The organism is Pseudomonas sp. NFACC43, from assembly GCF_900119645.1.
Lineage (GTDB): Bacteria > Pseudomonadota > Gammaproteobacteria > Pseudomonadales > Pseudomonadaceae > Aquipseudomonas.
In genome coordinates this window covers 607,396-630,076 of the sequence record NZ_FPKK01000002.1, presented here as the reverse complement: position 1 = coordinate 630,076, position 22,681 = coordinate 607,396, and the positions used below count along the sequence as shown (strand labels likewise).

Here is a 22,681-nt window from a genome sequence, read left to right as displayed (position 1 = left end):
TGAACTGGTCAAGTAATCTTGGACACCAGTTAAGGCTTACGCCGCCAGCCGTTCTTTGGCGACTGGTGACCGATAGTCGTTGTAGCTATGAGGCCTGACGGTGTTGTAGCGCGATACATAGCGCTGCACATCCGCTCGGGCTTCATGCTCGGATTCGTAGCCTGTTTCGGGTACCCACTCTGATTTCAGACTTCCAAAGAAACGCTCCATTGGGGCGTTGTCCCAGCATTCGCCTTTACGACTCATGCTCTGCTGTAGCCCGTGTTCCATCAGTACATTCCTGAATTTATGGCTGGTGTACTGGCAACCCTGGTCGGAGTGAAACAGCACGTTTGCAGGGCGACGGCGCACTTCAACCGCCATTCGTAGAGCTTCGCAGGTCAACGTGGCATCGGAGATCATCGAAAACGCCCAACCCACCACCCGGCGAGCATACAAATCCAGAACCGCCGCGAAGTACAGCCATCGCTTGCCCACCTTGATGTACGTCACGTCTCCACACCACACCTGATTAACCGCCGTCACATCAAACTTGCGCTTGAGTATGTGTGGCGCCACCAGCGCTTCCACCCCTGGTGACTTGTACTTATGACGCCTGCGCTGACGACTGACAATGCCTGCCTCTCGCATCAAACTGCGAGCCATAAACCGCCCGACACTGTGTCCGCTGGCTTGCAACTGCTTGGCCAAGGTGCGGGCCCCCGCCGACTCTCTCGACGCCTTGTGATGCTTGACCAGCACGGCCTTGAGCTTTTCTCGCCGAGGATTCACTTTGTCTTGGCGCTGACGCCAGGCGTAAAAGCTGCTGCGGTTGATGCCAAGCACCCGACAGCACTCATTGACGCCGTATTGCTCGCCCAGCTCACAGATCAACGAGAGTGATCTTTGGCGTCCAAAAGCAGGAGAGCACTGGCCTTTTTTAGGATTTCGATATCCCGATCCTTTTGCCGCAGCAACGCTTTGAGCTCCTGGATCTCACGTTGATCGGCGGTAATCGCTTTGGCCCCTGCCGGCGTTGAACCTTGGCGTTCCTGACGAACCTGATCGACCCAACGGCGCAAGGCTGTAGGGCCAATATCCAAACCGACACAGACCTCAGGTACCGATTGCCCCTCGTCCAGCACCATGCTGGCGGCCTTGAGTTTGAACTCTCTCGAATAGGATTTACGCATAGCCAAACACCTCAGATTTGGGCGCTATCATAGCGCCCGATTGAGGTATCCAAAATCATTAGGCCAGTTCAGCTTGCTCGCGATTACGCTCGAACATTCGACGCCCTTGTCGAATGACCCACCGCTATCGCAAGCAAGCTCGCTCCCACAGGGGATTGCAGTGAAACGCTCACAAAGGTTCACAGCACAACCCGAAAAATCTCCTTACAATCACGCCTTTGTTAGCTGCCTAAGCAAGGATTCTGCATGCAAGCCGCCAACCCGCGCCGCGGGTATATCCTGGGCCTGAGTGCCTACATCATCTGGGGTCTGTTCCCGATCTACTTCAAGGCCATCGCCAGCGTGCCGTCGGTGGAGATCATCATCCATCGGGTGCTGTGGTCGGCCCTGTTCGGCGCGGCGTTGCTGCTGGTCTGGAAACACCCGGGCTGGTGGCGCGAACTGCGGGACAACCCACAGCGCCTGGCGATCCTCGCCCTGAGCGGGACACTGATCGCGGCCAACTGGCTGACCTACGTCTGGGCGGTGAACAACGAGCGCATGCTCGAAGCCAGCCTGGGTTACTACATCAACCCGCTGGTGAACGTATTGCTGGGCATGTTGATCCTCGGCGAGCGCCTGCGCCGCATGCAATGGCTGGCGGTGGGTTTGGCGGCGGTCGGCGTGGCGCAGCAGGTCTGGCAAGTGGGCAGCCTGCCCTGGGTGTCACTGGTGCTGGCGCTAACCTTCGGCTTCTACGGATTGATCCGCAAGCAGGCACCGGTCAAGGCCCTGCCAGGGCTGGTGGTGGAAACCTGGATGCTGGTGCCGATCGCCATCGCCTGGTTGTTGTTCAATCCCACGGCCACCAGTGCCCAGGCGGCGTTCTGGACCACCTCCGAAGCCTGGTGGCTGGTGGCGGCAGGCCCCGTGACGCTGGTGCCGTTGGTGTGCTTCAACGCCGCAACACGGCATTTGCCCTACACTACCATCGGTTTTCTCCAGTACATCGCGCCGACGCTGGTGCTGCTGCTCGCCGTAATGCTGTTTGGTGAGCACCTGTCGCCCAGCACACTGGTGGCGTTCCTGTTTATCTGGGCCGGGCTGGCGGTGTACAGCGTCGATGCGGTGATCAGCATGCGTCGACGCAGCTGATCAAAAAACGCACAACCATCTACAGGCCACGTCTGGCGTGGCCTGCGCTCATCCTTCCCAAGGTTATCCACAGCGTGATCCCCGCCGTTTGTGCACAAGCCCTTGAAAACTGATGATTTTTTGAGCATTCCTCGCTGAGGCCCGGCGGGCTTGGGCTGGAGCCGGGTCTCTACAGGTTATCCACAGGCAGGCGCAGTTTTTCCTTGGATAACCTTCGTCACGCTTCGTCGCTGAGCTTGAGCTCCACCATCAACTCATCGGCCAGGGTTTCCAGGCGTTCCTGCAAGGTGTCCAGCGACAGGGTCAACGGCACGCCCAGGATCGCTTCGGCGTGAAACAACAACTCGCTGCTCATCGGCGCCGGCCCGACATGGGTCACCAGGCGCTCGACGTTGACACCCTGCTCGCTCAGCAATCGAGTGATGTCCCGCACGATACCGGGACGGTCGTTACCCACCAGTTCCATGGCAATGGGTTTCCAGTCGCAGGATTGCTCCACCGTGCTTTCTGCGATCAGGACGCGAATGCCATTCACCGACAGCCCCTGCAAGGCTTCGATCAACGCTTCCTGGGATTCGGCCGGGGCGCTGATGCGCAAGATCCCGGCGAACTGCCCGGCCAGGCGCGACATGCGGCTTTCCAGCCAGTTACCCCCATGCGCGGCGATGCAGTCGGCAATGCGCTCGACCTGCCCGGGCCGGTCCGGGGCAAAAACTGTGATGACCAAGTGGTCCATGGCGCAGCCCTCTTGTTGTGAGAAGCGAAAGTATAGGCAGAGCACACACTCCTGCGACACATGCGTCCAGATGGACATCTGGCAAATCGTGTACAGTTTTTTATTTTTATCTGGAACAATTCATCTGTTTTTTGAGAACATCTCATGCCTCGCCGTGACTGTACTGCTTTAGTCGGTCGCGGAACGACGCAATTAGTCTAATTTTCACAACCGCAACTGATCATGTAGTATTCCGCAGCGCGCACTACATAATGTTGGACCGATGTCGGCTCAAGGCGCAGTCGCATCCCTGAAAAGCCCTATCCGCAAGGCTTGATACCCAGCCGCCAGTGATGGCATGTACTGGTTCCGGGGTTTGTGCTTTAAATGTCCCGAGGCTTCATTGTCAAATTCGAGAGCTGAAAAGCGAAATAGCTGAGCAGAGTGAGGCAAGCAATGACTGAACACGTTCAAGTCGGTGGCCTTAAGGTCGCCAAAGTCCTGTTCGACTTCGTGAATAACGAAGCCATTCCCGGAACCGGCCTCACCGCCGACGCGTTCTGGGCCGGTGCCGACAAGGTCATCCACGACCTGGCGCCGAAGAACAAAGCCCTACTCGCCAAACGCGACGATTTCCAGGCACGTATCGATGCCTGGCACCAGGCACGTGCCGACCAGGTCCTTGATGCCGTGGCTTACAAAGCCTTCCTGCAAGACATCGGTTATCTGCTGCCAGAAGCAGCGGATTTCCAGGCCACGACGCAAAACGTCGATGACGAGATTGCCCGCATGGCCGGCCCGCAACTGGTGGTGCCGGTCATGAACGCCCGCTTCGCCCTGAACGCCTCGAACGCCCGCTGGGGCTCTCTGTACGACGCCCTGTACGGCACCGACGCCATCAGCGAAGCCGATGGCGCGGAGAAAGGCAAAGGCTACAACAAGGTACGCGGCGACAAGGTCATCGCCTTCGCACGCGCCTTCCTCGACGAAGCCGCTCCCCTGGCGGCAGGCTCTCATGTCGATTCCACCGCTTATAAAATCGTCGACGGCAAGCTAGTCGTCACCCTCAAGGGTGGCAGCAACAGCGGCCTGCGTGACGATGCCCAACTGATCGGTTTCCAGGGCGACGCCTCGGCTCCGGCGGCCGTGCTGCTCAAGCACAACGGTCTGCATTTCGAAATCCAGATCGACGCCAGCACCCCGGTTGGCCAGACCGACGCCGCCGGCGTCAAGGACATCCTGATGGAGGCCGCACTGACCACCATCATGGACTGCGAAGACTCCGTCGCGGCGGTGGACGCCGACGACAAGGTGGTGATCTACCGCAACTGGCTCGGCCTGATGAAGGGCGACCTGTCGGAGCAGGTGTCCAAGGGTGGCCAGACCTTCACCCGCACCATGAACGCCGATCGGGCGTACACCGCCGTCGACGGTTCGAGCCTGACGCTGCACGGCCGTTCGTTGCTGTTCGTGCGCAACGTCGGCCACCTGATGACCATCGACGCAATCCTCGACAAGCACGGCAACGAAGTGCCGGAAGGCATCCTCGATGGCCTGGTTACCAGCCTGGCGGCGATCCACAACCTCAACGGCAATACCTCGCGGCGCAACAGCCGTACCGGCTCTATCTACATCGTCAAGCCGAAGATGCACGGCCCGGAGGAAGCGGCTTTCACCAACGAGCTGTTCGGTCGCATCGAAGATGTGCTGAACCTGCCGCGCAATACCCTCAAGGTCGGCATCATGGATGAGGAGCGCCGTACCACGGTCAACCTCAAGGCCTGCATCAAGGCCGCCAGCGAGCGTGTAGTGTTCATCAACACCGGCTTCCTGGACCGCACTGGCGATGAAATCCACACCTCCATGGAAGCCGGGCCGATGGTGCGCAAGGCGGATATGAAGGCCGAGAAGTGGATTGCCGCCTACGAGAACTGGAACGTCGACATTGGCCTGAGCACCGGCCTGCAAGGTCGCGCCCAGATCGGCAAGGGCATGTGGGCCATGCCGGACCTGATGGCCGCGATGCTCGAACAGAAGATCGCCCATCCGATGGCCGGGGCCAACACCGCCTGGGTACCGTCGCCGACTGCCGCGGCCTTGCACGCATTGCACTACCACAAGGTCGACGTGTTCGCCCGCCAGGCCGAACTGGCCAAGCGCGCCCGCGCCTCGGTGGATGACATCCTGACCATCCCGCTGGCCGCGAACCCGAACTGGACGCCGGAGCAGATCAAGAACGAACTGGACAACAATGCCCAGGGCATTCTTGGTTATGTCGTGCGGTGGATCGACCAGGGCGTGGGGTGCTCGAAGGTGCCGGACATCAACGATGTCGGCCTGATGGAAGACCGCGCGACCCTGCGTATTTCCAGCCAGCACATCGCCAACTGGCTACGCCATGGCATCGTTACGCAAGACCAGGTGATGGAAAGCCTCAAGCGCATGGCCCCGGTGGTGGATCGCCAGAACGCCAGCGACCCGCTGTACCGCCCGCTGGCGCCGGACTTCGACAGCAACATCGCCTTCCAGGCGGCGGTCGAGCTGGTGATCGAAGGCACGAAGCAGCCCAACGGCTACACCGAGCCGGTGCTGCACCGCCGTCGTCGCGAGTTCAAGGCAGCCAATGGGTTGTGATTGAGCGGTAGAGACGCAACGCAAAAAGCCCTGATCGAAAGATCAGGGCTTTTTCATTGGAAGTAACAACAATGCCAACACCGGTAATAACGCCAAGCGCTGCTTTTGTGGCGAGGGATACCGCTGGGTTGCCAGGCAACCCTGAAGCCTGTCGGCTCGGCGTGTCAGGTTAATTGAATCAGCTTGCTGGGCTGCTGCGCAGCCAGCGGGGATGAATTTTCTCACCACCGTTCAGGTTCCACTGGCGACCTCAAAGATCCATCCCCAACTCATGCTTGACCAGCCCCAGCAACTTCTCGGTGTCGATGGGCTTGAGCAGGAAGTCCACCACGCTCAGGTGCATGGCCTCAATGGCATCTTTCACGTCGGCATCGCCGGACACGATGATGATCGGCAACGCGGCCCGCTCGGACTCGCGCACCAGGCGCACCAGCTCCAGTCCATCGACATTACCCATGCGAAGATCCGTGATCAGCAGGCCGATCGACGGCTTGGTCTCCAACATCTTGAGCGCGGTTTCCCCGCTGGCCGCGGTCATGCAGCGGATGCCGTCCAATGCCAGGATTTCCGACAGCAATTCGCGGGCATCCTTGTCGTCGTCGACGATCAGGACGCGCTGCGGTGGCAGGTCAGGTTCCAGCATGACGGCATTCAGCGCCTCGCGCTCGGCGTCACTCAAAATATCGTGGTCGGACATGATGCTCTCTACGTTCTTGAAATCGATCCCCTGGCTCAGTGGTCAGACATCGTTCGGCAGCGCTTCAATGTGCACTTCGTCGGATTTTTTTCCAAGAAGATTCAATGAAGTTTTTTTCAGGGCGCCGCGCGGGCTTCTCCCGTCATGGCAGTCCTTTGCCGAGACCTAGACTTACGTCCAATGGGCACCCCACCCGCAGAGGTTGACCATGGGGAACAGATCCGACCACAACAATTCAAAAAAGACTCGCAATGGTTATGAAAAAAGCGGACGCCTTCATCCAGGCAGGGAAAACCGCGGTGTTGCAGAACATCCAGGGCACATTGCAGTTTCTCCAGCGCTTCCCCCCGTTCAACCAGATGGAGAACGCTCACCTGGCTTATCTGGTGGAGCAATGCCTGCTGCGGTTCTACGCTCCGGGCGAAACCATCATCAAGCCGGCCGATGGACCGGTGGAGCATTTCTACATCGTCAAGCAGGGCCGGGTAGTGGGAGAGCGTCCACATTCGGCCAAGGGTGGCACCGAGACCACGTTCGAAATCACCACGGGCGAGTGCTTTCCCCTCGCCGCGCTGCTGGGCGAGCGCGCGACACGCACCGAGCACCGGGCTGGCGAGGACACCTTCTGCCTGCAATTGAACAAGCAGGCTTTCATCAAGCTGTTCGCCCTTTCCAGCCCCTTTCGCGATTTCGCCCTGCGTGGGGTCAGCAGCCTGCTCGACCAGGTCAACCAGCAAGTCCAGCAGAAGTCCGCGCAGGCCCTCGGCACCCAGTACTCGCTCAATACGCGCTTGGGTGAGCTGGCGATGCGTCATCCGGTCAGTTGCAGCCCTGACACGCCGCTGCGGGAAGCCGTGAAGCTGATGCACGAGCAGCAGGTCGGCAGCATCGTGGTGGTGGATGAACAGAAAGCGCCGGTGGGGATCTTCACCCTGCGCGACCTGCGCCATGTGGTGGCCGACGGTTCCGGGGATTTTTCCCAGGCCATCGCGGTGCACATGACCCAGACCCCGTTCTACCTGACGCCGGACCACAGTGCCTTCGATGCGGCCATCGCCATGACCGAACGCCACATCGCCCATGTCTGCCTGGTCAAGGAGCATCGGCTGTGCGGGGTGGTCTCGGAGCGGGACCTGTTTTCGCTGCAACGAGTCGACCTGGTGCATCTGGCACGGACCATTCGCAACGCTCCGCGCGTGGAGAACCTGGTAGGCCTGCGCGGCGAGATCGGCCAACTGGTGGAGCGCATGCTGGCCCACGGCGCATCGTCGACCCAGATCACCCATATCATCACTTTGCTCAACGACCATACAGTGTGCCGGGTCATCGAGCTGACCCTGGCCGACAAGGGCGACCCAGGCGTACCGTTCAGCTGGTTATGCTTCGGCAGTGAAGGTCGACGGGAGCAGACCCTGCACACCGACCAGGACAACGGCATACTCTTCGAGGCCCGGGACGCGGCCCATGCGGCGCAGATTCGCGGCCTCCTGTTGCCCATCGCCCAACAGATCAACCAGAGCCTGGCGCTCTGCGGCTTCGCCCTGTGCAAGGGCAACATCATGGCCGGCAACCCCGAGCTATGCCTGTCCCGCGCCGAATGGGCCCGGCGCTTCGCGGCGTTCATTCGCGAGGCGACGCCGGAAAACCTGCTGGGATCGAGCATCTATTTCGACCTGCGAGTGGTCTGGGGCGATGAACAGGGCTGTGAACAGTTACGCCGGCAGATTCTCGACCAGGTGGCCGATAACCGCCTGTTCCAACGCATGATGGCCGATAACGCCCTGCGCCATCGGCCACCGGTGGGGCGTTTCAGGGATTTCGTGCTGAGCCGCAAAAACGGCGAAAAAGCCACCCTCGACCTGAAAGTCCAGGGCCTCACCCCCTTCGTCGATGGGGCCCGCCTGCTGGCGCTGGCCAATGGCATCGAGGCCAACAACACCCTGGAGCGCCTGCGGCAGCTGGTGGCCAAGGGTGTGATCGAAGCGCTGGATGGCGCGGCCTATGAAGAGGCGTACCACTTCATCCAACAGACCCGCATGCAACAACACCAATTGCAGACCCGCGAAAACCTGCCTTATTCCAACCGGGTCGATCCCGACAGCCTCAATCACCTGGACCGTCGCATCCTGCGCGAATCCCTGCGCCAGGCCCAACGCCTGCAAAGCAGCCTGACGCTGAGGTACCAGCTGTGAACCTGTTTTCCTGGCTGCGTCCGGCCCCGCCAATGCTTGCGGACTCGTTGCAGCGACGCCTGGCAGAACTGCCGACGCCCACGCCCCTGGGCGAGTGCAGCTTGCGGGAGCAGCGCTGGGTGGTGGTGGACCTGGAAACCACCGGCCTGAACCTGAACAAGGACCAGGTGTTGTCCATTGGCGCGGTAGTGATCGAAGACGGCGCCATCGACTTCAGCCAGCAGTTCGAACGCACCCTGCAATGCGAAAAGGAAAAACTGGGCCCCAGTGTGCTGATCCATGGCCTGGCGCCCAGTGCCATCGCCGCCGGGAGCGACCCGGCCGAGGCGCTGCTGGCCTTCATGGAGTTCGTCGGCGACAGTCCGCTGCTGGCTTTTCACGCACCGTTCGATGCTCACATGCTCGGACGCGCACTGAAGGACTACCTGGGCTACCGCTTGCAGCACCCGTTCCTGGACGTGGCGGACCTGGCGCCGATGCTCACCCCCCAAGCCCACCTGCGCAAGGCCGGCCTGGATGAATGGGTCGACTGGTTCAAGCTGCAGGTTTTCGATCGCCACAACGCCAGTGCCGACGCGCTCGCCACCGCCGAGCTGGCGCTGATCCTGTTCAGCCGCGCTCGCCAGCAACAGATCCAGAGTCCGCTGGACCTGCAGCAGCGCCTGGGCCAATGGAAACGGCGACAACAGGCCCCTTCGCTTTGACCTGAGCTGGCGAACACGCTGCGCTTGTGGGAGCCAGCCCTCATGCAGGATGTGCAACACCACCCGACCGGCGCCAATTGCTTTCCCGCCCCCGCCTCTGCCACAATCGCGAACAATTCTCGTTACTTAAAACATCGGTGATACTCCGTGTCGTCAATTCCTGGCCCTCACAGTGATCTGGTTGGTGCGCTGTACCGTGACCATCGTGGCTGGCTATTGGCCTGGTTGCGGCGCAACGTCGCCTGCCCGCAACGGGCCGAGGACTTGAGCCAGGATACGTTCGTGCGCCTGTTGGGCCGCGAGCAATTGAAGGCACCCCGCGAACCCCGGGCCTTCCTGGTGGCGATCGCCAAGGGGTTGCTGTTCGACTATTTCCGTCGGGCGGCACTGGAGCAGGCCTATCTCACCGAACTGATGCTGATTCCAGAAGGCGAGCAGCCATCGCCGGAAGAACAGCACTTGATCCTCGAGGACCTCAAGAATATCGATAGGCTGCTCGGCAAACTGTCGAGCAAGGCTCGCGCCGCGTTCCTCTACAACCGCCTCGACGGCCTCGGCCACGCCGAGATCGCCGAGCGCCTGGGCGTTTCGGTTCCCAGGGTGCGCCAGTACCTGGCCCAAGGCATGCGTCAGTGCTACATCGCACTTTACGGAGAACCGACATGAACCCGGTCCATTCCAAACCGGTTTCGTCCAGCGTCCTGGACATGGCCATCGCCTGGCAACTATCCCTGGACTCGGGCAGCGGCACTCCCCAGGACCGCGAGGCCTTCGCCCAATGGCATGCCGCCGACGAAGAACACGCCCGGGCCTGGCGGCAACTGGGCATGCTCGACCAGCGTTTCAGCGTGGCCAGCGGGCCGGCGCGGGCCGCGTTGCTGCAGTCGCGGGTCAGCATCCGGCGTCGGTTGCGCAAGGTAGGCAGCGGCCTGGCCAGTATTGTCGCGGTGATCGGCCTGGCGCTGTTTGCCGGGGAGCGTTACCTGCCGCTGGACTACTGGCTGGCCGACCAGCGCACCGCCACGGGCGAACAACGCACCCTGCGCCTGGCTGACGGAACGCTGATCAACCTCAACACCCACAGCGCCCTCGATGTGCGTTTCGACGATAAGCAACGGCGCATCATCCTCCAGGAAGGCGAGATCCTGGTGGAAACCGGCCACAACGATCCGCGTCCGTTTATCGTGCAGACTCGCGAAGGCAGCCTGCGCGCCCTGGGTACGCGGTTCCTGGTCAAGCGCGAGGAGGACGCCACGCGCCTGAGCGTCCTGCAGTCCGCCGTGGCGGCCCATCCCGAGGCAACACAGCAGGAACAGATTCTTCGCGAAGGCCAGCAGGTGCTGATGCGCCGCAACGGCTTCGGGCCGACGGTGGCCTTGAGTCCCGGTGCCGATGCATGGACCCGTGGCATGCTGGTGGTGGACAACGCCCGTCTGGAAGAGCTGGTCCATGAACTGGGGCGCTACCGTCGCGGCTACCTGGGCGTCGAACCACAAGTGGCGGATTTGCGCATCACCGGCAGCTTCCCGTTGCACGACACCGACCTGGCCTTGACCGCGCTGCTGCCAACCTTGCCGGTACAGATAGAGCATCACACCCGCTGGTGGGTCATGGTGCAACCGAAGACCGAAGCCAAGCCGTGAGAGGACGGGTTTTCGGCGGATAGCTCAATATGAGCAGGCTCGCTCCACAGTGACCCGGGTGACCCCACCATTGCGGGCCACGCAGCCTCTTGTGGGAATGAGCCTGCTCGCAATGAGACCACCTGAGCGCCGCCTGATCCGACAGGTGGCATCCATCCAATCTGAATCTAAATTATTTTCATCCAGCCCTATCACTTTTCGACTTTCATCCGGCATCCAGGCAATTGAGAAATATTTCCATTCAGGAGCCGCCGTATGTCCCGTCCGCTAGACACCCTGTTGCGCCCCAGCCTGTTGGCCGTCGCCATTGCCTTTGCCGTCCCGTTGGCCAGCGGCCCGTTGCTGGCAGCCGAACAGGCTTCCAGCGTGCGCGCCTACAACCTGCCTTCCGCGCCATTGGCCAGCACCCTTAACCAGATTGCCAGCCAGGCCGGCCTCGCCTTGAGCCTGAGCCCTTCCCTGGTCTCAGGTAAGCAGTCGGCTCCGGTCCAGGGCCAGTTCGATGCCATCGGCGCATTGCGTGAAGCCTTGCGCGGCACCGGCCTGCAACTGGAACAAAGCAGCGCCGGCACCTACAGCCTGGCCGCCGTGCCCGAGGGCGTCATGGCCCTGCCGGAAACCAGCGTGATCGGCGCGGGCATCAGCGAAACCGCGTGGGGCCCGACCGAAGGTTATGCGGTCACCCACACCGCCGCCGGCACCAAGACCGATACTCCGATTGTCGAACTGCCACGCTCGGTTTCCGTGGTCACGCGCCAGCAAATGGAAGACCGCTCCGTCCTCAACCTCAACGATGCCCTGCGCTACACCGCCGGCGTACAGAGCAGCGGCTACGGTTCGGACTCGCGTAACGACTGGCTGCTGGTGCGCGGTTTCGTACCGACCCAGTTCCTCGATGGCCTGCCGCTGCCCAAGGGCAACTACGTCACGCCGAAAATCGAGACTTGGAACCTGGAGCGCATCGCCGTGTTGCGCGGCCCCGCATCTTCGGTCTACGGCCAGACGCCGCCGGGCGGCCTGCTGGACATGGTCAGCCGTCGCCCACAGGCCGAGAGCAGTCATGAAGTGGAAGTACAGGCCGGCAGCTACGAGCACAAGCAGATCAATTTCGACAGCACCGGCAAGGTCGATGACGAAGGCCAGTTCCTTTATCGGGTCAGCGGCACCGTGCGCGACAGCAATTCCCAGGTCGATCACATTCCGGACAAGCGCTACAACCTCGCGCCGAGCCTGACCTGGAATATCAACGATGACACTCGCCTGACCTTCCTGACCCAGTTCACCCGCGACGACACCGGTATTACCGGGCAATTCCTGCCATTACAGGGCACCAAGCTGTCTTCGCCGGCGGGCAAGATTTCCCATCACAAGAACCTGGGGGATCCAGAGTGGGAATTCTATGACCGCACCTATTACGCACTCGGCTACGCGTTCGAACATCGCCTGAACGATACCTGGCAGTTCCGCCAGAACCTGCGCTATACCAAGAGCGACCTGGAGACCCAGGGCATCTCCGCTGGCGGACAATTCTGGCCAGCGGGGCCTGACGAGGCGGTAAGCGCCGATGGCACCATCAAGCGCAGCGCCAGTGTCATCGATGAAGACATCAGCCAGTTCGCTGTGGATAACAACTTCCAGGCCGACTTCCAAACCGGCGTTCTCAGCCACACCCTGCTGCTGGGCCTGGATCACCAGCGCTCGAACAGCAATGCGCGCTGGGACTGGGGTTCGAACGGTGTGCCGACCAGCAATATCCACAACCCGATCTACGGACAGGATTTCTCCAACGTCCAGTACTTCACCATGTATGACTACAACCAGAAGACCAACCAGACCGGCCTCTACATCCAGGACCAGATGGCCCTGGACAACTGGCGCCTGACCCTTGGCGGACGCGAGGACTGGGTCCACACCGGCACTGAGTTCCACAACCTCAACAACGTCACCAACACTCAGCGGGACAAGAAATTCAGCGGCAACGCCGCCCTGAGCTACGTCTTCGATAACGGCGTGACACCTTACATTTCCTTCGCCCAGTCGTTCCAGGCCGCGGCAGGCTCAACGGTCAACAGCACCGATGCGTTCAAACCGACCGAGGGCGAACAGTACGAGGCCGGGATCAAGTACCAGCCCCCCGGCACCAGGACCTTGCTGACCGCCGCGGTGTTCGACCTGACCCAGAAGAACAACTCCGTGACCGAAAACAACGTCACTCGCCAGGTGGGCGAAGTCCAGGTCCGGGGCCTGGAGCTGGAGGCTTCGGGCAACGTGACCGACAACCTGAAACTCGTCGGCTCCTATACCTACAACGACAGCGAAATCACCAAGGGCACCGCGGCCGAAAAAGGCAAGCGCATGGCCCAGGTCCCGCGTAACCAGGCCACGGCGTGGGCCGACTACACCTGGCACAACGGCCTGCTGGACGGCTTCGGCGTGGGCGCAGGCGTGCGTTATGTCGGCGACACCTACGGCAACACCACCAACACCGACTGGGGCCATGTCGGCTCCTACACCGTGTACGACGCATCGGCCCATTACGACCTGGGCCGCCTGAACAAGACCCTCAAGGGGGTTACGGTGGCGGTGGACGCGAAGAACATCTTCAACAAGGACTACCTGTCCACTTGCGATGGTTTCTATTGCTACTACGGCGACCAACGCAACGTCGTTGCCAGCGTGAATTACAAATGGTAATCGGTTAGCCTTTGCGGCAAACCTTTCGAGGGTCAGCCGTGGCGAGTAATTTTCCTCTCGCCACGGCCGGTCTCTTTTGCATCCGGATCCTTCATGAAAAGCAAAACCATCCGCCGCTGGTCGTTCATCCACACCTGGACCAGCCTGATCTGCACGGTGTTCCTGCTGATGCTGGCGATCACCGGGCTGCCGTTGATTTTCCATCATGAAATCGAGCACCTGCTGGGCGACGCCCCCGAGTTCCGGGAAATGCCCGCCGACACGCCACACCTGGACCTGCAACAGTTGGTGGAGAAGGCCAAGGCCCATCGTCCGGGTGAAGTGGTCCAGTATTTCGGCTGGGACGAAGACGACCCCAACGGTGTCATCACCATCATGGCGCCGACACCGGACACCGAGCCCAATTCCTCACACACCTTCATGCTCGATGCACGCACCGGCGAGGCCCTGGAAATGCCCTCGGCCAACGGTGGTTTCATGATGGTCATGCTGCGCCTGCACGTGGACATGTTCGCCGGGTTGCCCGGCAAGCTGCTGCTGGCGTTCATGGGGCTGTTGTTCGTGATCGCCATTGTCTCCGGCGTGGTCCTGTATTTGCCGTTCATGCGGCGTCTGAAGTTCGCCACGGTGCGCCAGGACAAATCCACGCGCCTGCGCTGGCTCGACCTGCATAACCTGATCGGCGTGGTCACGCTGGTCTGGGCGCTGACCGTCGGCGTCACAGGTGTCATCGCCGCGTGCGCCGACCTGATCATCGCCGCCTGGCGCAACGACAGCCTCGGCGCCATGGTCGAACCCTACCGCAACGCCCCGCCCCTGACCCAGCTGGCGCCGGCCACCCGCCTGCTCGACATTGCCAGGCAAGCCACGCCAGGCATGGAGCCCAGTTTCATTGCATTCCCCGGCACGCTGTTTTCCAGCCAGCACCACTACGGTGTGTTCATGAAGGGCAATACCCACCTGACCTCTCACCTGCTGACCCCGGTGTTGATCGACGCCAGCACCCTGGACGTCACCGCCGTGGCCGAGCGACCCTGGTACATGGATGTCATGAGCCTGTCCTTGCCGCTGCACTTCGGTGACTACGGCGGCAGGCCGATGCAGATCTTCTGGGCGACCCTCGATGTGTTGACCATCATCGTCCTCGGCAGCGGGGTCTACCTGTGGCTGGTGCGGCGCAAGGCAGCCAAACGTGCGAGCGTCGGCGCGCAGGTGGTGTCGTGAGGCCCCGGCAGTCGAACTTCTGGAAAGTCTTTGGCGCTCCCGTGCTGATCGGTGTCCTTTGCGCCGGCGGACTGTTCTCGGCACTGCTGGGTGACGGTGCGTGGGACGCGGTGAGTTGGGTGGGCCTGGGACTGCCGACCCTGCTGGGCACCTGGGGGTTGTTCAAGCGCCATGGATAAGCTGCGCAGGGGGGCTCGCCAGTCGCGTCTGAACTGTCTAGGCTGTGCGAATCCCGGGTCTGAACCCTGTCACCCCCCTCGAGACCGACTCCATGGCCACCCCCAGCATGACGCTGTTTCAAAATCCCGCTTCGCCCTTCGTCCGCAAGGTGCTGGTGCTGCTGCACGAAACCGGCCAGCAGGACCGCGTGGCGTTGCAGCTCAGCCAGCTCACCCCGGTCAGGCCGGACCAGAAGCTCATCGATGAAAACCCGTTGAGCAAGATCCCTGCCCTGCGCCTGTCCAACGGAACGGTGATCCATGACAGCCGCGTCATCCTCGATTACCTGGACCACCAGCACGTCGGTAATCCGCTGATTCCCCGTGAAGGCGCAGCCCGCTGGCGACGCCTGACCCTCGCGTCCCTGGCCGACGGGATCATGGACGCGGCAGTACTGATCCGCTACGAAACCGCCTTGCGTCCCGTGGAAAAACACTGGGACGAGTGGCTCGACGCGCAACGGGACAAGATTCGCCGCGCCCTGACCGTGCTCGACACCGAGGCGGTCGCCGAACTGGCCAGCCACTTCGACGTGGCGTCCATCAGCGTGGCCTGCGCCCTGGGTTACCTGGACCTGCGCCACCCGGACCTGGAATGGCGCGAGACCAACCCGCAGCTGGCGCAGTGGTTCGCCGAGGTGAGCCTGCGGCCTTCAATGATTGAAACAGTGCCCCGGGTCTGACGCTGCGCCAGCTGTCCCGGCCTCATCGCGAGCAGGCTCGCTCCCACATCGAATCGTGTCGCACCTTGGGGGAGCGAGCCTGCTCGCGATGGCAGCGCACCGGATCCAGCGGGAACAACCCGGCAATGCGCATTACCAACAGTTCGCGTACCCGCTGATCCTCGCGCAACCCCAACGAGCGACTCATTTCACTTCCCCCAGATCGAACGTCATGGTCGCCGCCGGTTTCGATCCGACCCCGTACCAGTCCAGCTTGCGGGTCAACACCATGAACACGCCCAGTAGACCGAACAGCAACAGCGAGCCCATCAACAACGCATAGTCCTCGGCGCTCAGCAAGCCGTAGAGCAATGCATACAGCGCCGCCAGCCCTGCCGAAAAACCCAGGCCATGGCTTACGCTGCGCAACACATGACAGACGTAGAACCCCACCAGCGACACACAGGCACTGGCCGACAACAGGTACGCCAGGGCAAAGCCGATGTGTTCCGACAGCGATAGCAAAAGCAGGTAAAAGAATGCCAGCGCCACGCCCACCAGGGCGTACTGGACGGGGTGCACGGCCAGGCTCTTGAGCACCTCGAAAAGGAAGAAACCGGCGAATGTCAGGGCAATGAACAGCAAGGCATATTTGATCGCCCGATCGCTCTTGAGGTACTGGTCCACCGGATCGATGAAGCTCACGCCGAAGGCACGGCTGCGGAACGTTTCACAGCTGTCGCTCGCCACGCAGTTCTGCAACGCTTCTTCAAGGTTGGTGGAGAAGAACGAGGTCTGCCAGTCGGCACTGAAACCCTGTTCATTGATGTCGCGATTGACGGGCAGGTAGTTGCCGATGAAGCTCGGGTGCGGCCAGTCGGCGGCCAGGTGCACCTTGCTGGTCTTGCCCACCGGCAGGATCTGCAGTTCACCGGTGCCCTGCAGGCGCAGATCGAAACCGAAGGTCAGCTCGGCGCCATTCTGGCCGTTGACCATGGGCAATGGCACATGCACCCCCTGCCCCAGCCAACCGACCCGCGAACCGGGCAGGAAGTCGACGGTCTGCTCATTGAGTTTCAGCACCAGCGCACTCTCGATGCCACGGATGTCGCTGATGCCTACGCTCAGGTAAGGCTCGTCGAAGCGATAATCGGCCGCCTCCTTGACGGTCAAGCCATAGCGCTCGGGCAACTTGAAGCGACCATCGATCCGGCTGTCGGCGTGGAACAACCGAGCCTCGTAGATGCCCCGGGCACGGGTTTCGGTGCGGACCTGGCCATCGAGTTCGAACTGATCCGGCAGAAAATACAATTCACCGCTTTGCTCGACGGTTTCCAGGAAACGGACACCGGTCTTCTCATTGGTATTCCAGACACGCACATCCTTGCGAAACGGCACCACGATCATCGGCCCGATGAGCTGCTGGCTGTGGCTGGAACTGCTGGCGATCTCCTGCAAGACGCCGTCGCGCAGCGCCTGGCGTTCATCGATAAGGCCGTTGATCATCAGCAACGGAATCATCAGCAAGAGGATCAGTAAGGCAATCATGCCCAGTTTCACGGCGAGGCTGCGGTTCATGTGGAAGCTCCCTGTTTGAATGAGGGAGATTCTGGAGCGGCTGTGTGGGCTGTTTATGAGGCGAATGTGGAGTTTGTGTGGAAAACGGGCGAGCCCTTGTTGAGCAGCCCGCCTTCATGTGGACCGTGGCGAACCCGTGCGAGTGGGCCGTGCCATGGATCTCAGGGCAAGCGCAACACCACTTCCACGCCGCCCTCGACATTGCCGATCGCGAATTCCCCGGCATGCAGCTGCACCACTTCTTCCACAAAGTTGAGTCCCAACCCGGTGCTCTTACGTCCGCTGTCCGGGCGCGGCAGTGAATAGAAACGCTCGCTCAGGCGCGGCAGGGCGTAGTCGGGAATCGGCTCGGCCTGATTGAACAACCGGATCTCGACAAGGTTGCCGATGCGCTCGGCGCTGATTCGCAGCAATCCGTGGGCAGGGGTGAAGTCCAGGGCGTTTTCCAGCAGGTTGCCCAATGCCTGGCGCAACAGAAATGCCTCCCCGGTGAGGATCAGGTCGGCGCCAACCTGCCGTTCGATCCGCAACTGTCGCTGTTCAATCCAGCCACCTCGGGCCTCAAGCAATTCGTCCAGCAAGGGCGCCAGGGGAACCGCCACCTGCTCCTCCAGCCCCTGGCGCTGTTCGACCTGGGCCAGGTTGAGCAAACGCTCGATCAGTTGCTGCATGCGTACGCTTTCATTGTCGATGTTGCTGACGAACCGCTGGTGCTGGGCCGCGGGCATATCGCTCTGCAGCAACTCGGCGGCACCGCGAATCGCCGCCAGCGGGCTCTTGAGCTCGTGGGTCAGGGTGTGCACATAGCGCTCGACATATGCCTTGCCTTCGAGCTGGGTGCGCATGTGCTCCAGGGCATGCGCCAGTTGCTCGAACTCGCCGCCGCGATAATGCGGCACCTCCACCCGTTGTCCCTGGCTGACGGCCTGGGCATACCGGGTCAGGCGTCGCAGCGCCGAGCTGAGCCACCACGACAGCAAGGCCCCGAGCAGCAGGCCCAGGCCAATCAGCCCGGCGCCGTAAAGCAGCAGGCGCCGCTCCGTGCGGTCGATGTAAGGCTGCAGCGAGCTGTTGGGCTTGGCCACGGTCACCACGCCGATGATCCGGCCGTTATCGCGGATCGGTGCCCCGACATGCATCACCGAGGAGGTCGGGTCATCGGCGACGCTGCGGGTCGAGCGTGCCCCGTACTGGCCACGCAGGGTCAGGTAGACGTCGTTCCAGCGCGAGTAATCCTGCCCCACCGCCACACCGCTGGAATCGAGCACCACGATGCCGTCGGCATCCGTGACGTAGATGCGATGGCTGACCTGGTTCTTCGGCAAACCCCAGATCGTGGCCCCCGGCTGGCGTTCGCCATAAGCCTTGAGCAACTGCGGCCAGCGATTCTGGCTGAGGGTGCCGGCCTTGAAGTCGTCGCGCAGGATCTCGGCCATCAGGTTCGCCGTGTCCACCAGGGTTTCCTCAGTGGACTGGCGAACACCGGGCCGGATCTGTTCGATCACCGTGCCGAGCACAAAATACCCGGTCAGGCCGATGAACAGCACATAGACCAGGAAAATGCGCAGCCCCAGCGGCATCAGCTGTTCCCCGGGCTGTAGCTGTAGCCGAGGCCGCGATGGGTCTGGATCGGCTCCGCCTCGGCCCTGACCAGCCTCAGCTTGGCGCGCACGCTCTTGATATGGCTGTCGATGCTGCGTTCGTAACCGGCATCGCTGGCCACGCCCAAGGCATCGAGCAATTGTTCGCGGCTGAACACTCGCTCGGGCTGTTCCAGCAGACAGTTCAGCAGGCGAAACTCGTGACGTGTCAGGTTCAGTGGCTTGCCGCGATAGCTGATCTGCACGCGGTCGCCGTCCACCTGGAACAGCGCCGTACCCAGCTCCGTGGCGGGTCGCGGCGCCACCCGCTTGAGGATCGCCCGGACCCTGGCGGCGACCTCCCGCGGGCTGAAAGGCTTGACCACGTAGTCGTCGGCGCCGATTTCCAACCCCACCACCCGATCAATCTCGCCATCCCGAGCCGTCAGAAAGATGACCGGCACCTCGCTGAAACGTCTGAGATTCTTGCAGGTCTCAAAACCGCTGATATCCGGCAGGCCTACATCGAGGATGATCAGGTCCGCCGGTGTGTTTTTCTGGTGTTCGAGCGCCGCGGCGCCAAGGCTCAGCCAAGTGGTGTCGAAACCTTCGCCTTGCAGGGCAAATACCAGCGTATCGGCAATGGCGGCTTCGTCTTCGACAATCAGAATATGAGGCATGGCTTGAGAGCCCGACAATAAAGTTGCCGGAACGGTGCCCCAACCCTGGAGGCGCGTCAATCGGGTAAATCAGCAGTCCGGCTTGTCCGCCGTGAAACGTCGGGCCGGGTTCACCGCGGCATCGAATTCGCGCAGAGCCTTGGCGCCAATCAACAGCGGATAATTGAAACCGCTGCGGTCGGTCAGGTTGACCTCCACGGTGCGCTTGACGTTGCCCAGGCACATCTCCAGTTCCACCACCGGACGCTTGCTGGGTGCGGCCGACTCGCCTTCGTCTTCATCTTCTTCGGAGCGGGTCTTGATCTTGCTGATGCGCGCCACCTTGTGTTCATAGATCTTGTTGCTCGCATCCTTGGTGGCCAGGCGGAACCGCACCCAGTCGTCTCCGTCGCGGGTGAAGGTTTCGATGTCCTTGGCCGACAACGAGGCCGTGAGGGCGCCGGTGTCCATCTTGGCCTTGAGGACTTCACCGCCGATTTCCGGCAGCGCGATGTATTCGTACCGTCCGTACAGGGTCGGCTCGGCGGCCAGCGCCGGAAGGGCCAGCAGGGAAAGCAGGGCAAGGGTTGATTTCATGGTCATGAGGCTTCCTGTGTGAAGTGGTTTTTTAGACCGTGGCCTGGCCATTGGTTTCATTGCGCAGCGATGGCAGCCTACCCGAAGCGATGTGAAACAATCGTCCACGGCGGATTTGGCCTACCGCCCGAAGCTGCTTATCATGGCCCGCCTAACTGCTTGCAAGAGTCTTCTATGCGCCGACTGCTCACCGGCTGTTTCGTCACCCTGCTGCTGTTGCTCAACACCCTGGTGCTGTTCGGGCCGCTGATGGTGTTCGCACTGCTCAAACTGGTCCTGCCCGGGCGCTTTCGCGACTATGCCTCCTGGGCGGTGATGTGGATCGCCGAAACCTGGGCCGAAATCGACAAACTGATCTTCGCCCTGTGCATCCCCACCCGCTGGGACATTCGCGGCGGCGAGGACTTGCGTGGCGATACCTCCTACCTGGTCATCAGCAACCACCAATCCTGGGTAGACATTCCCGCCCTGGTCCAGGCACTCAATCGGCGGACACCTTTCTTCAAGTTCTTTCTCAAGAAAGAGCTGATCTGGGTGCCGTTCCTGGGCCTGGCCTGGTGGGCGCTGGATTATCCGTTCATGAAGCGCTACACCAAGGCCTTCCTGGCGAAGAACCCGGAGCTGGCGGGCAAGGACCTGGAAATCACCCGGGCGGCCTGCGAGCTGTTCAAGCGCCAGCCGGTCACCGTGGTGAACTACCTCGAAGGCACCCGGTATACCGCCGCCAAGAGCCAGCAGCAGCAATCGCCCTTCACCCATCTGCTCAAGCCCAAGGCCGGTGGCGTGGCGTTCGTCCTGGCAGCCATGGGCGAACAGCTGGATGCGGTACTGGACGTAACGGTGGTGTACCCCCAGGAACGGATTCCCGGTTTCTGGGACCTGATCAGCGGCGCGGTGCCCAGGGTCATCGTCGACATCCAGACCCGAGCGCTGGATCCGGCGCTATGGCAAGGCGACTACGAAAACGACCCGGTTTTCCGGCAGCACGTCCAGGAGTGGGTCAACCAGCTCTGGACCGAAAAGGACCGGCGCATCGCCGCCTTGCGCAACGAACGCGACTGATCAGATCCCCGCGCCCGGGCTCCAGATGCCGCTCAGGCTCTGGAGCAATGAACCGGCCACGCCCTGTTGGCCGAGGTACTCAAGGATCACCGGGGCAAACTGACCGATCATGCCGCTGTCCATGCCCAGTGCGCTGAAGGTGTTGTTCAGGTCCTGGGTGTCCTTGACATTACCCAGCAGGCCGTCGAGCAATGCGTTCCTTTCCGATCCGCCCCCCAGCAGGCCGCCCAGGCCATTGAGTCCGCCAATGGCGCTGTTGCCAGCAATCTGGTCCAGGCCCGGCACACTTGCGCTCAATTCGGAAAACTGCGGTTCGCTGAGCCGGTTCTTCGCCAGCCCCAGCATCGCACCGGCACCGCCGATGGCCTGCTCCGGCGTGATGTTCAACTGCGATCCCAACGTATTGAGCAACCCGGCGGCTTTAGGCGCAGCCGCGATGGCGCCCTCTTGCTGCCCAGGCTGATTGCCTTGCATTGCCGCCACTGCATCGACTGCATCACTGAGGCTGAACTGCGCGAAGGCTGGACTGGCGGCCAGTGACAGCAGGCAAGACAGTGCAAAACCGCGTGGAACCTTCATCCCAACATCCTCTGAAACCCTGACAAGCCACCCGGTAAGGAAGTAGCGCAAACCGTGGGTTGGACGAAGGTTGACGGCGATTGTTCCGGGCCGGATTAAAAATCAGATAACACTAATGGAAAATTCCTTCAGAACAATCAGAAACAACTGGCTTTTAAAAAACCAGAACTGAATTAGCCCAAAAACTCTAAAACACCTGCTCATAATTCAGAATTGACATAATCAACTGTCAACCTTGACAGTAGCCCGCCCCGCCGTAGTTGCGACCATAGGCTTGATCGAGTTATTTGGAGCCCTGAAAGATGCAAAGGATACTGGCTGGGTGCGCGGGGTTATTCCTGTCATTGAACGGATACCTGCATGCAGGTGAAATAATCTGCCCTGCTGTTACCGATATTCATAGAAACATGGAGACCGCAGACGACACCTACTCGGTGGAAGTACGGGATGATCGCGAATGGGCGAGCCAGCAATTGGTAGAGGAAGTCAATCCGGCGTTGCTGGAATTCAGCGGCGCCGAATATGTACTTCATGAACCCGATGGTGACGAACAGACTCCGACGAGGGCCACCATTATCTGCCGGTATGGCCAGCTGAATCTGACATTGGAGTATCTGCAAGTACAGGAGCCCTTCTTTTCAGAGTGGGCGGACAATCGTTGTGAAAGTTTGGATCCGTCGGTGTGCAGACTGATAAACGCGGACTATTTCAATGTGACCTTCTAATATGACGATTTGTAACTTGACCGACACTTAGTCAGGACTCCAGCCGCTCACTCCAGATATCCCGAAACTCCGTCGGCAACTTCCCGCCCCTCTCTGCAGCCGTGGGTGACCTGGCTTCCTCTGTGCCAGAGCCTTGCAGCGCCGCATTGAACAGCGACGCCCCGGCATGGACCCCACAGCGAATGTCGAAGCATGAATGCCCAGGCGTTCTA

The 22,681-nt window shown here is 61.3% G+C and carries 22 protein-coding genes; 12 read left to right on the top strand and 10 right to left on the bottom strand.

What is annotated here, in order from left to right; all coding sequences use genetic code 11:
• Positions 1–36: 36 nt before the first annotated feature.
• Together BT179_RS06785 and BT179_RS26955 are read right to left on the bottom strand one after the other, a co-directional pair.
• Positions 37–873: an IS3 family transposase gene (locus BT179_RS06785; protein WP_072430581.1), complete on the bottom strand. Its 837-nt coding sequence runs from the start codon at positions 871–873 to the stop codon at positions 37–39.
• A complete protein-coding gene (locus BT179_RS26955; RefSeq protein WP_072430580.1) occupies positions 870–1,172 on the bottom strand; it encodes an IS3 family transposase in 303 nt (100 codons plus the stop codon). Before BT179_RS26955 ends, BT179_RS06785 begins: the two co-directional genes overlap by 4 nt.
• A gap of 246 nt (positions 1,173–1,418) precedes the next feature.
• Between BT179_RS26955 and rarD the strand changes: the two genes are divergently transcribed.
• Entirely contained in the window at positions 1,419–2,306 is an 888-nt protein-coding gene (gene rarD, locus BT179_RS06775) for an EamA family transporter RarD (protein ID WP_072430856.1), read from the top strand.
• A 217-nt stretch (positions 2,307–2,523) separates the two neighbouring features.
• On the opposite strand, the gene BT179_RS06770 is transcribed toward rarD, so the two are convergent.
• Entirely contained in the window at positions 2,524–3,042 is a 519-nt protein-coding gene (locus BT179_RS06770; RefSeq protein WP_072389836.1) for a glycine cleavage system transcriptional repressor, read from the bottom strand.
• Positions 3,043–3,477: 435 nt separating this feature from the next.
• Here BT179_RS06770 and BT179_RS06765 point away from each other — a divergent pair, with 435 nt between their 5' ends.
• Positions 3,478–5,655: a malate synthase G gene (locus BT179_RS06765; protein ID WP_072430857.1), complete on the top strand. Its 2,178-nt coding sequence runs from the start codon at positions 3,478–3,480 to the stop codon at positions 5,653–5,655.
• Positions 5,656–5,905: 250 nt separating this feature from the next.
• On the opposite strand, the gene BT179_RS06760 is transcribed toward BT179_RS06765, so the two are convergent.
• Positions 5,906–6,352: a response regulator gene (locus BT179_RS06760; protein WP_072389842.1), complete on the bottom strand. Its 447-nt coding sequence runs from the start codon at positions 6,350–6,352 to the stop codon at positions 5,906–5,908.
• A gap of 257 nt (positions 6,353–6,609) precedes the next feature.
• Here BT179_RS06760 and BT179_RS06755 point away from each other — a divergent pair, with 257 nt between their 5' ends.
• From BT179_RS06755 to BT179_RS06720, 8 genes are all read left to right on the top strand, one after another.
• Entirely contained in the window at positions 6,610–8,544 is a 1,935-nt protein-coding gene (locus BT179_RS06755) for a putative nucleotidyltransferase substrate binding domain-containing protein (RefSeq protein WP_305367269.1), read from the top strand.
• On the top strand, positions 8,541–9,248 hold the full coding sequence (locus tag BT179_RS06750) for a 3'-5' exonuclease (protein ID WP_072389848.1): 708 nt from the start codon (positions 8,541–8,543) through the stop codon (positions 9,246–9,248). The genes BT179_RS06755 and BT179_RS06750 overlap by 4 nt, the downstream gene beginning before the upstream one ends.
• A 147-nt stretch (positions 9,249–9,395) precedes the next feature.
• Positions 9,396–9,914 (top strand): RNA polymerase sigma factor, encoded by a 519-nt coding sequence (locus tag BT179_RS06745; protein ID WP_072389851.1) that lies wholly within the window; start codon positions 9,396–9,398, stop codon positions 9,912–9,914.
• Entirely contained in the window at positions 9,911–10,891 is a 981-nt protein-coding gene (locus BT179_RS06740; RefSeq protein WP_072430858.1) for a FecR domain-containing protein, read from the top strand. Before BT179_RS06745 ends, BT179_RS06740 begins: the two co-directional genes overlap by 4 nt.
• Before the next feature lie 255 nt (positions 10,892–11,146).
• A complete protein-coding gene (locus BT179_RS06735; RefSeq protein ID WP_072430859.1) occupies positions 11,147–13,585 on the top strand; it encodes a TonB-dependent siderophore receptor in 2,439 nt (812 codons plus the stop codon).
• Positions 13,586–13,678: 93 nt separating this feature from the next.
• Positions 13,679–14,809, top strand: coding sequence for a PepSY-associated TM helix domain-containing protein (locus tag BT179_RS06730; protein ID WP_072389860.1), 1,131 nt, complete (start codon positions 13,679–13,681; stop codon positions 14,807–14,809).
• A complete protein-coding gene (locus BT179_RS06725; protein ID WP_072430860.1) occupies positions 14,806–14,988 on the top strand; it encodes a hypothetical protein in 183 nt (60 codons plus the stop codon). Before BT179_RS06730 ends, BT179_RS06725 begins: the two co-directional genes overlap by 4 nt.
• A gap of 92 nt (positions 14,989–15,080) precedes the next feature.
• Positions 15,081–15,710, top strand: a complete 630-nt coding sequence (locus BT179_RS06720; protein ID WP_072430861.1) for a glutathione S-transferase family protein — start codon at positions 15,081–15,083, stop codon at positions 15,708–15,710.
• A gap of 22 nt (positions 15,711–15,732) precedes the next feature.
• Here the strand turns inward: BT179_RS06720 and BT179_RS26715 are convergent, their stop codons facing one another.
• From BT179_RS26715 to BT179_RS06700, 5 genes are all read right to left on the bottom strand, one after another.
• Positions 15,733–15,897 (bottom strand): hypothetical protein, encoded by a 165-nt coding sequence (locus tag BT179_RS26715; RefSeq protein WP_156682190.1) that lies wholly within the window; start codon positions 15,895–15,897, stop codon positions 15,733–15,735.
• Positions 15,894–17,267: a cell envelope integrity protein CreD gene (creD, locus tag BT179_RS06715; protein ID WP_072389869.1), complete on the bottom strand. Its 1,374-nt coding sequence runs from the start codon at positions 17,265–17,267 to the stop codon at positions 15,894–15,896. Before creD ends, BT179_RS26715 begins: the two co-directional genes overlap by 4 nt.
• 161 nt (positions 17,268–17,428) lie before the next feature.
• Entirely contained in the window at positions 17,429–18,847 is a 1,419-nt protein-coding gene (gene creC / locus BT179_RS06710) for a two-component system sensor histidine kinase CreC (protein ID WP_072389872.1), read from the bottom strand.
• Positions 18,847–19,527 carry a two-component system response regulator CreB gene (creB, locus tag BT179_RS06705; RefSeq protein WP_072389877.1) on the bottom strand — a complete coding sequence of 227 codons (681 nt, stop codon included), beginning with the start codon at positions 19,525–19,527 and terminating at the stop codon, positions 18,847–18,849. The genes creC and creB overlap by 1 nt, the downstream gene beginning before the upstream one ends.
• A 69-nt stretch (positions 19,528–19,596) precedes the next feature.
• Positions 19,597–20,103 (bottom strand): retropepsin-like aspartic peptidase RloA2, encoded by a 507-nt coding sequence (locus BT179_RS06700; RefSeq protein ID WP_072390859.1) that lies wholly within the window; start codon positions 20,101–20,103, stop codon positions 19,597–19,599.
• Positions 20,104–20,277: 174 nt separating this feature from the next.
• Between BT179_RS06700 and BT179_RS06695 the strand changes: the two genes are divergently transcribed.
• Complete coding sequence (locus tag BT179_RS06695; protein WP_072389880.1) at positions 20,278–21,165, top strand: acyltransferase; 888 nt, start codon at positions 20,278–20,280, stop codon at positions 21,163–21,165.
• On the opposite strand, the gene BT179_RS06690 is transcribed toward BT179_RS06695, so the two are convergent.
• The gene (locus tag BT179_RS06690; protein WP_072430862.1) at positions 21,166–21,744 is read right to left on the bottom strand and encodes a DUF2780 domain-containing protein; all 579 of its coding nucleotides are present in this window, start codon (positions 21,742–21,744) and stop codon (positions 21,166–21,168) included.
• A gap of 302 nt (positions 21,745–22,046) precedes the next feature.
• Between BT179_RS06690 and BT179_RS06685 the strand changes: the two genes are divergently transcribed.
• Complete coding sequence (locus tag BT179_RS06685; RefSeq protein WP_072389886.1) at positions 22,047–22,469, top strand: aldose epimerase family protein; 423 nt, start codon at positions 22,047–22,049, stop codon at positions 22,467–22,469.
• Positions 22,470–22,681 lie beyond the last annotated feature (212 nt).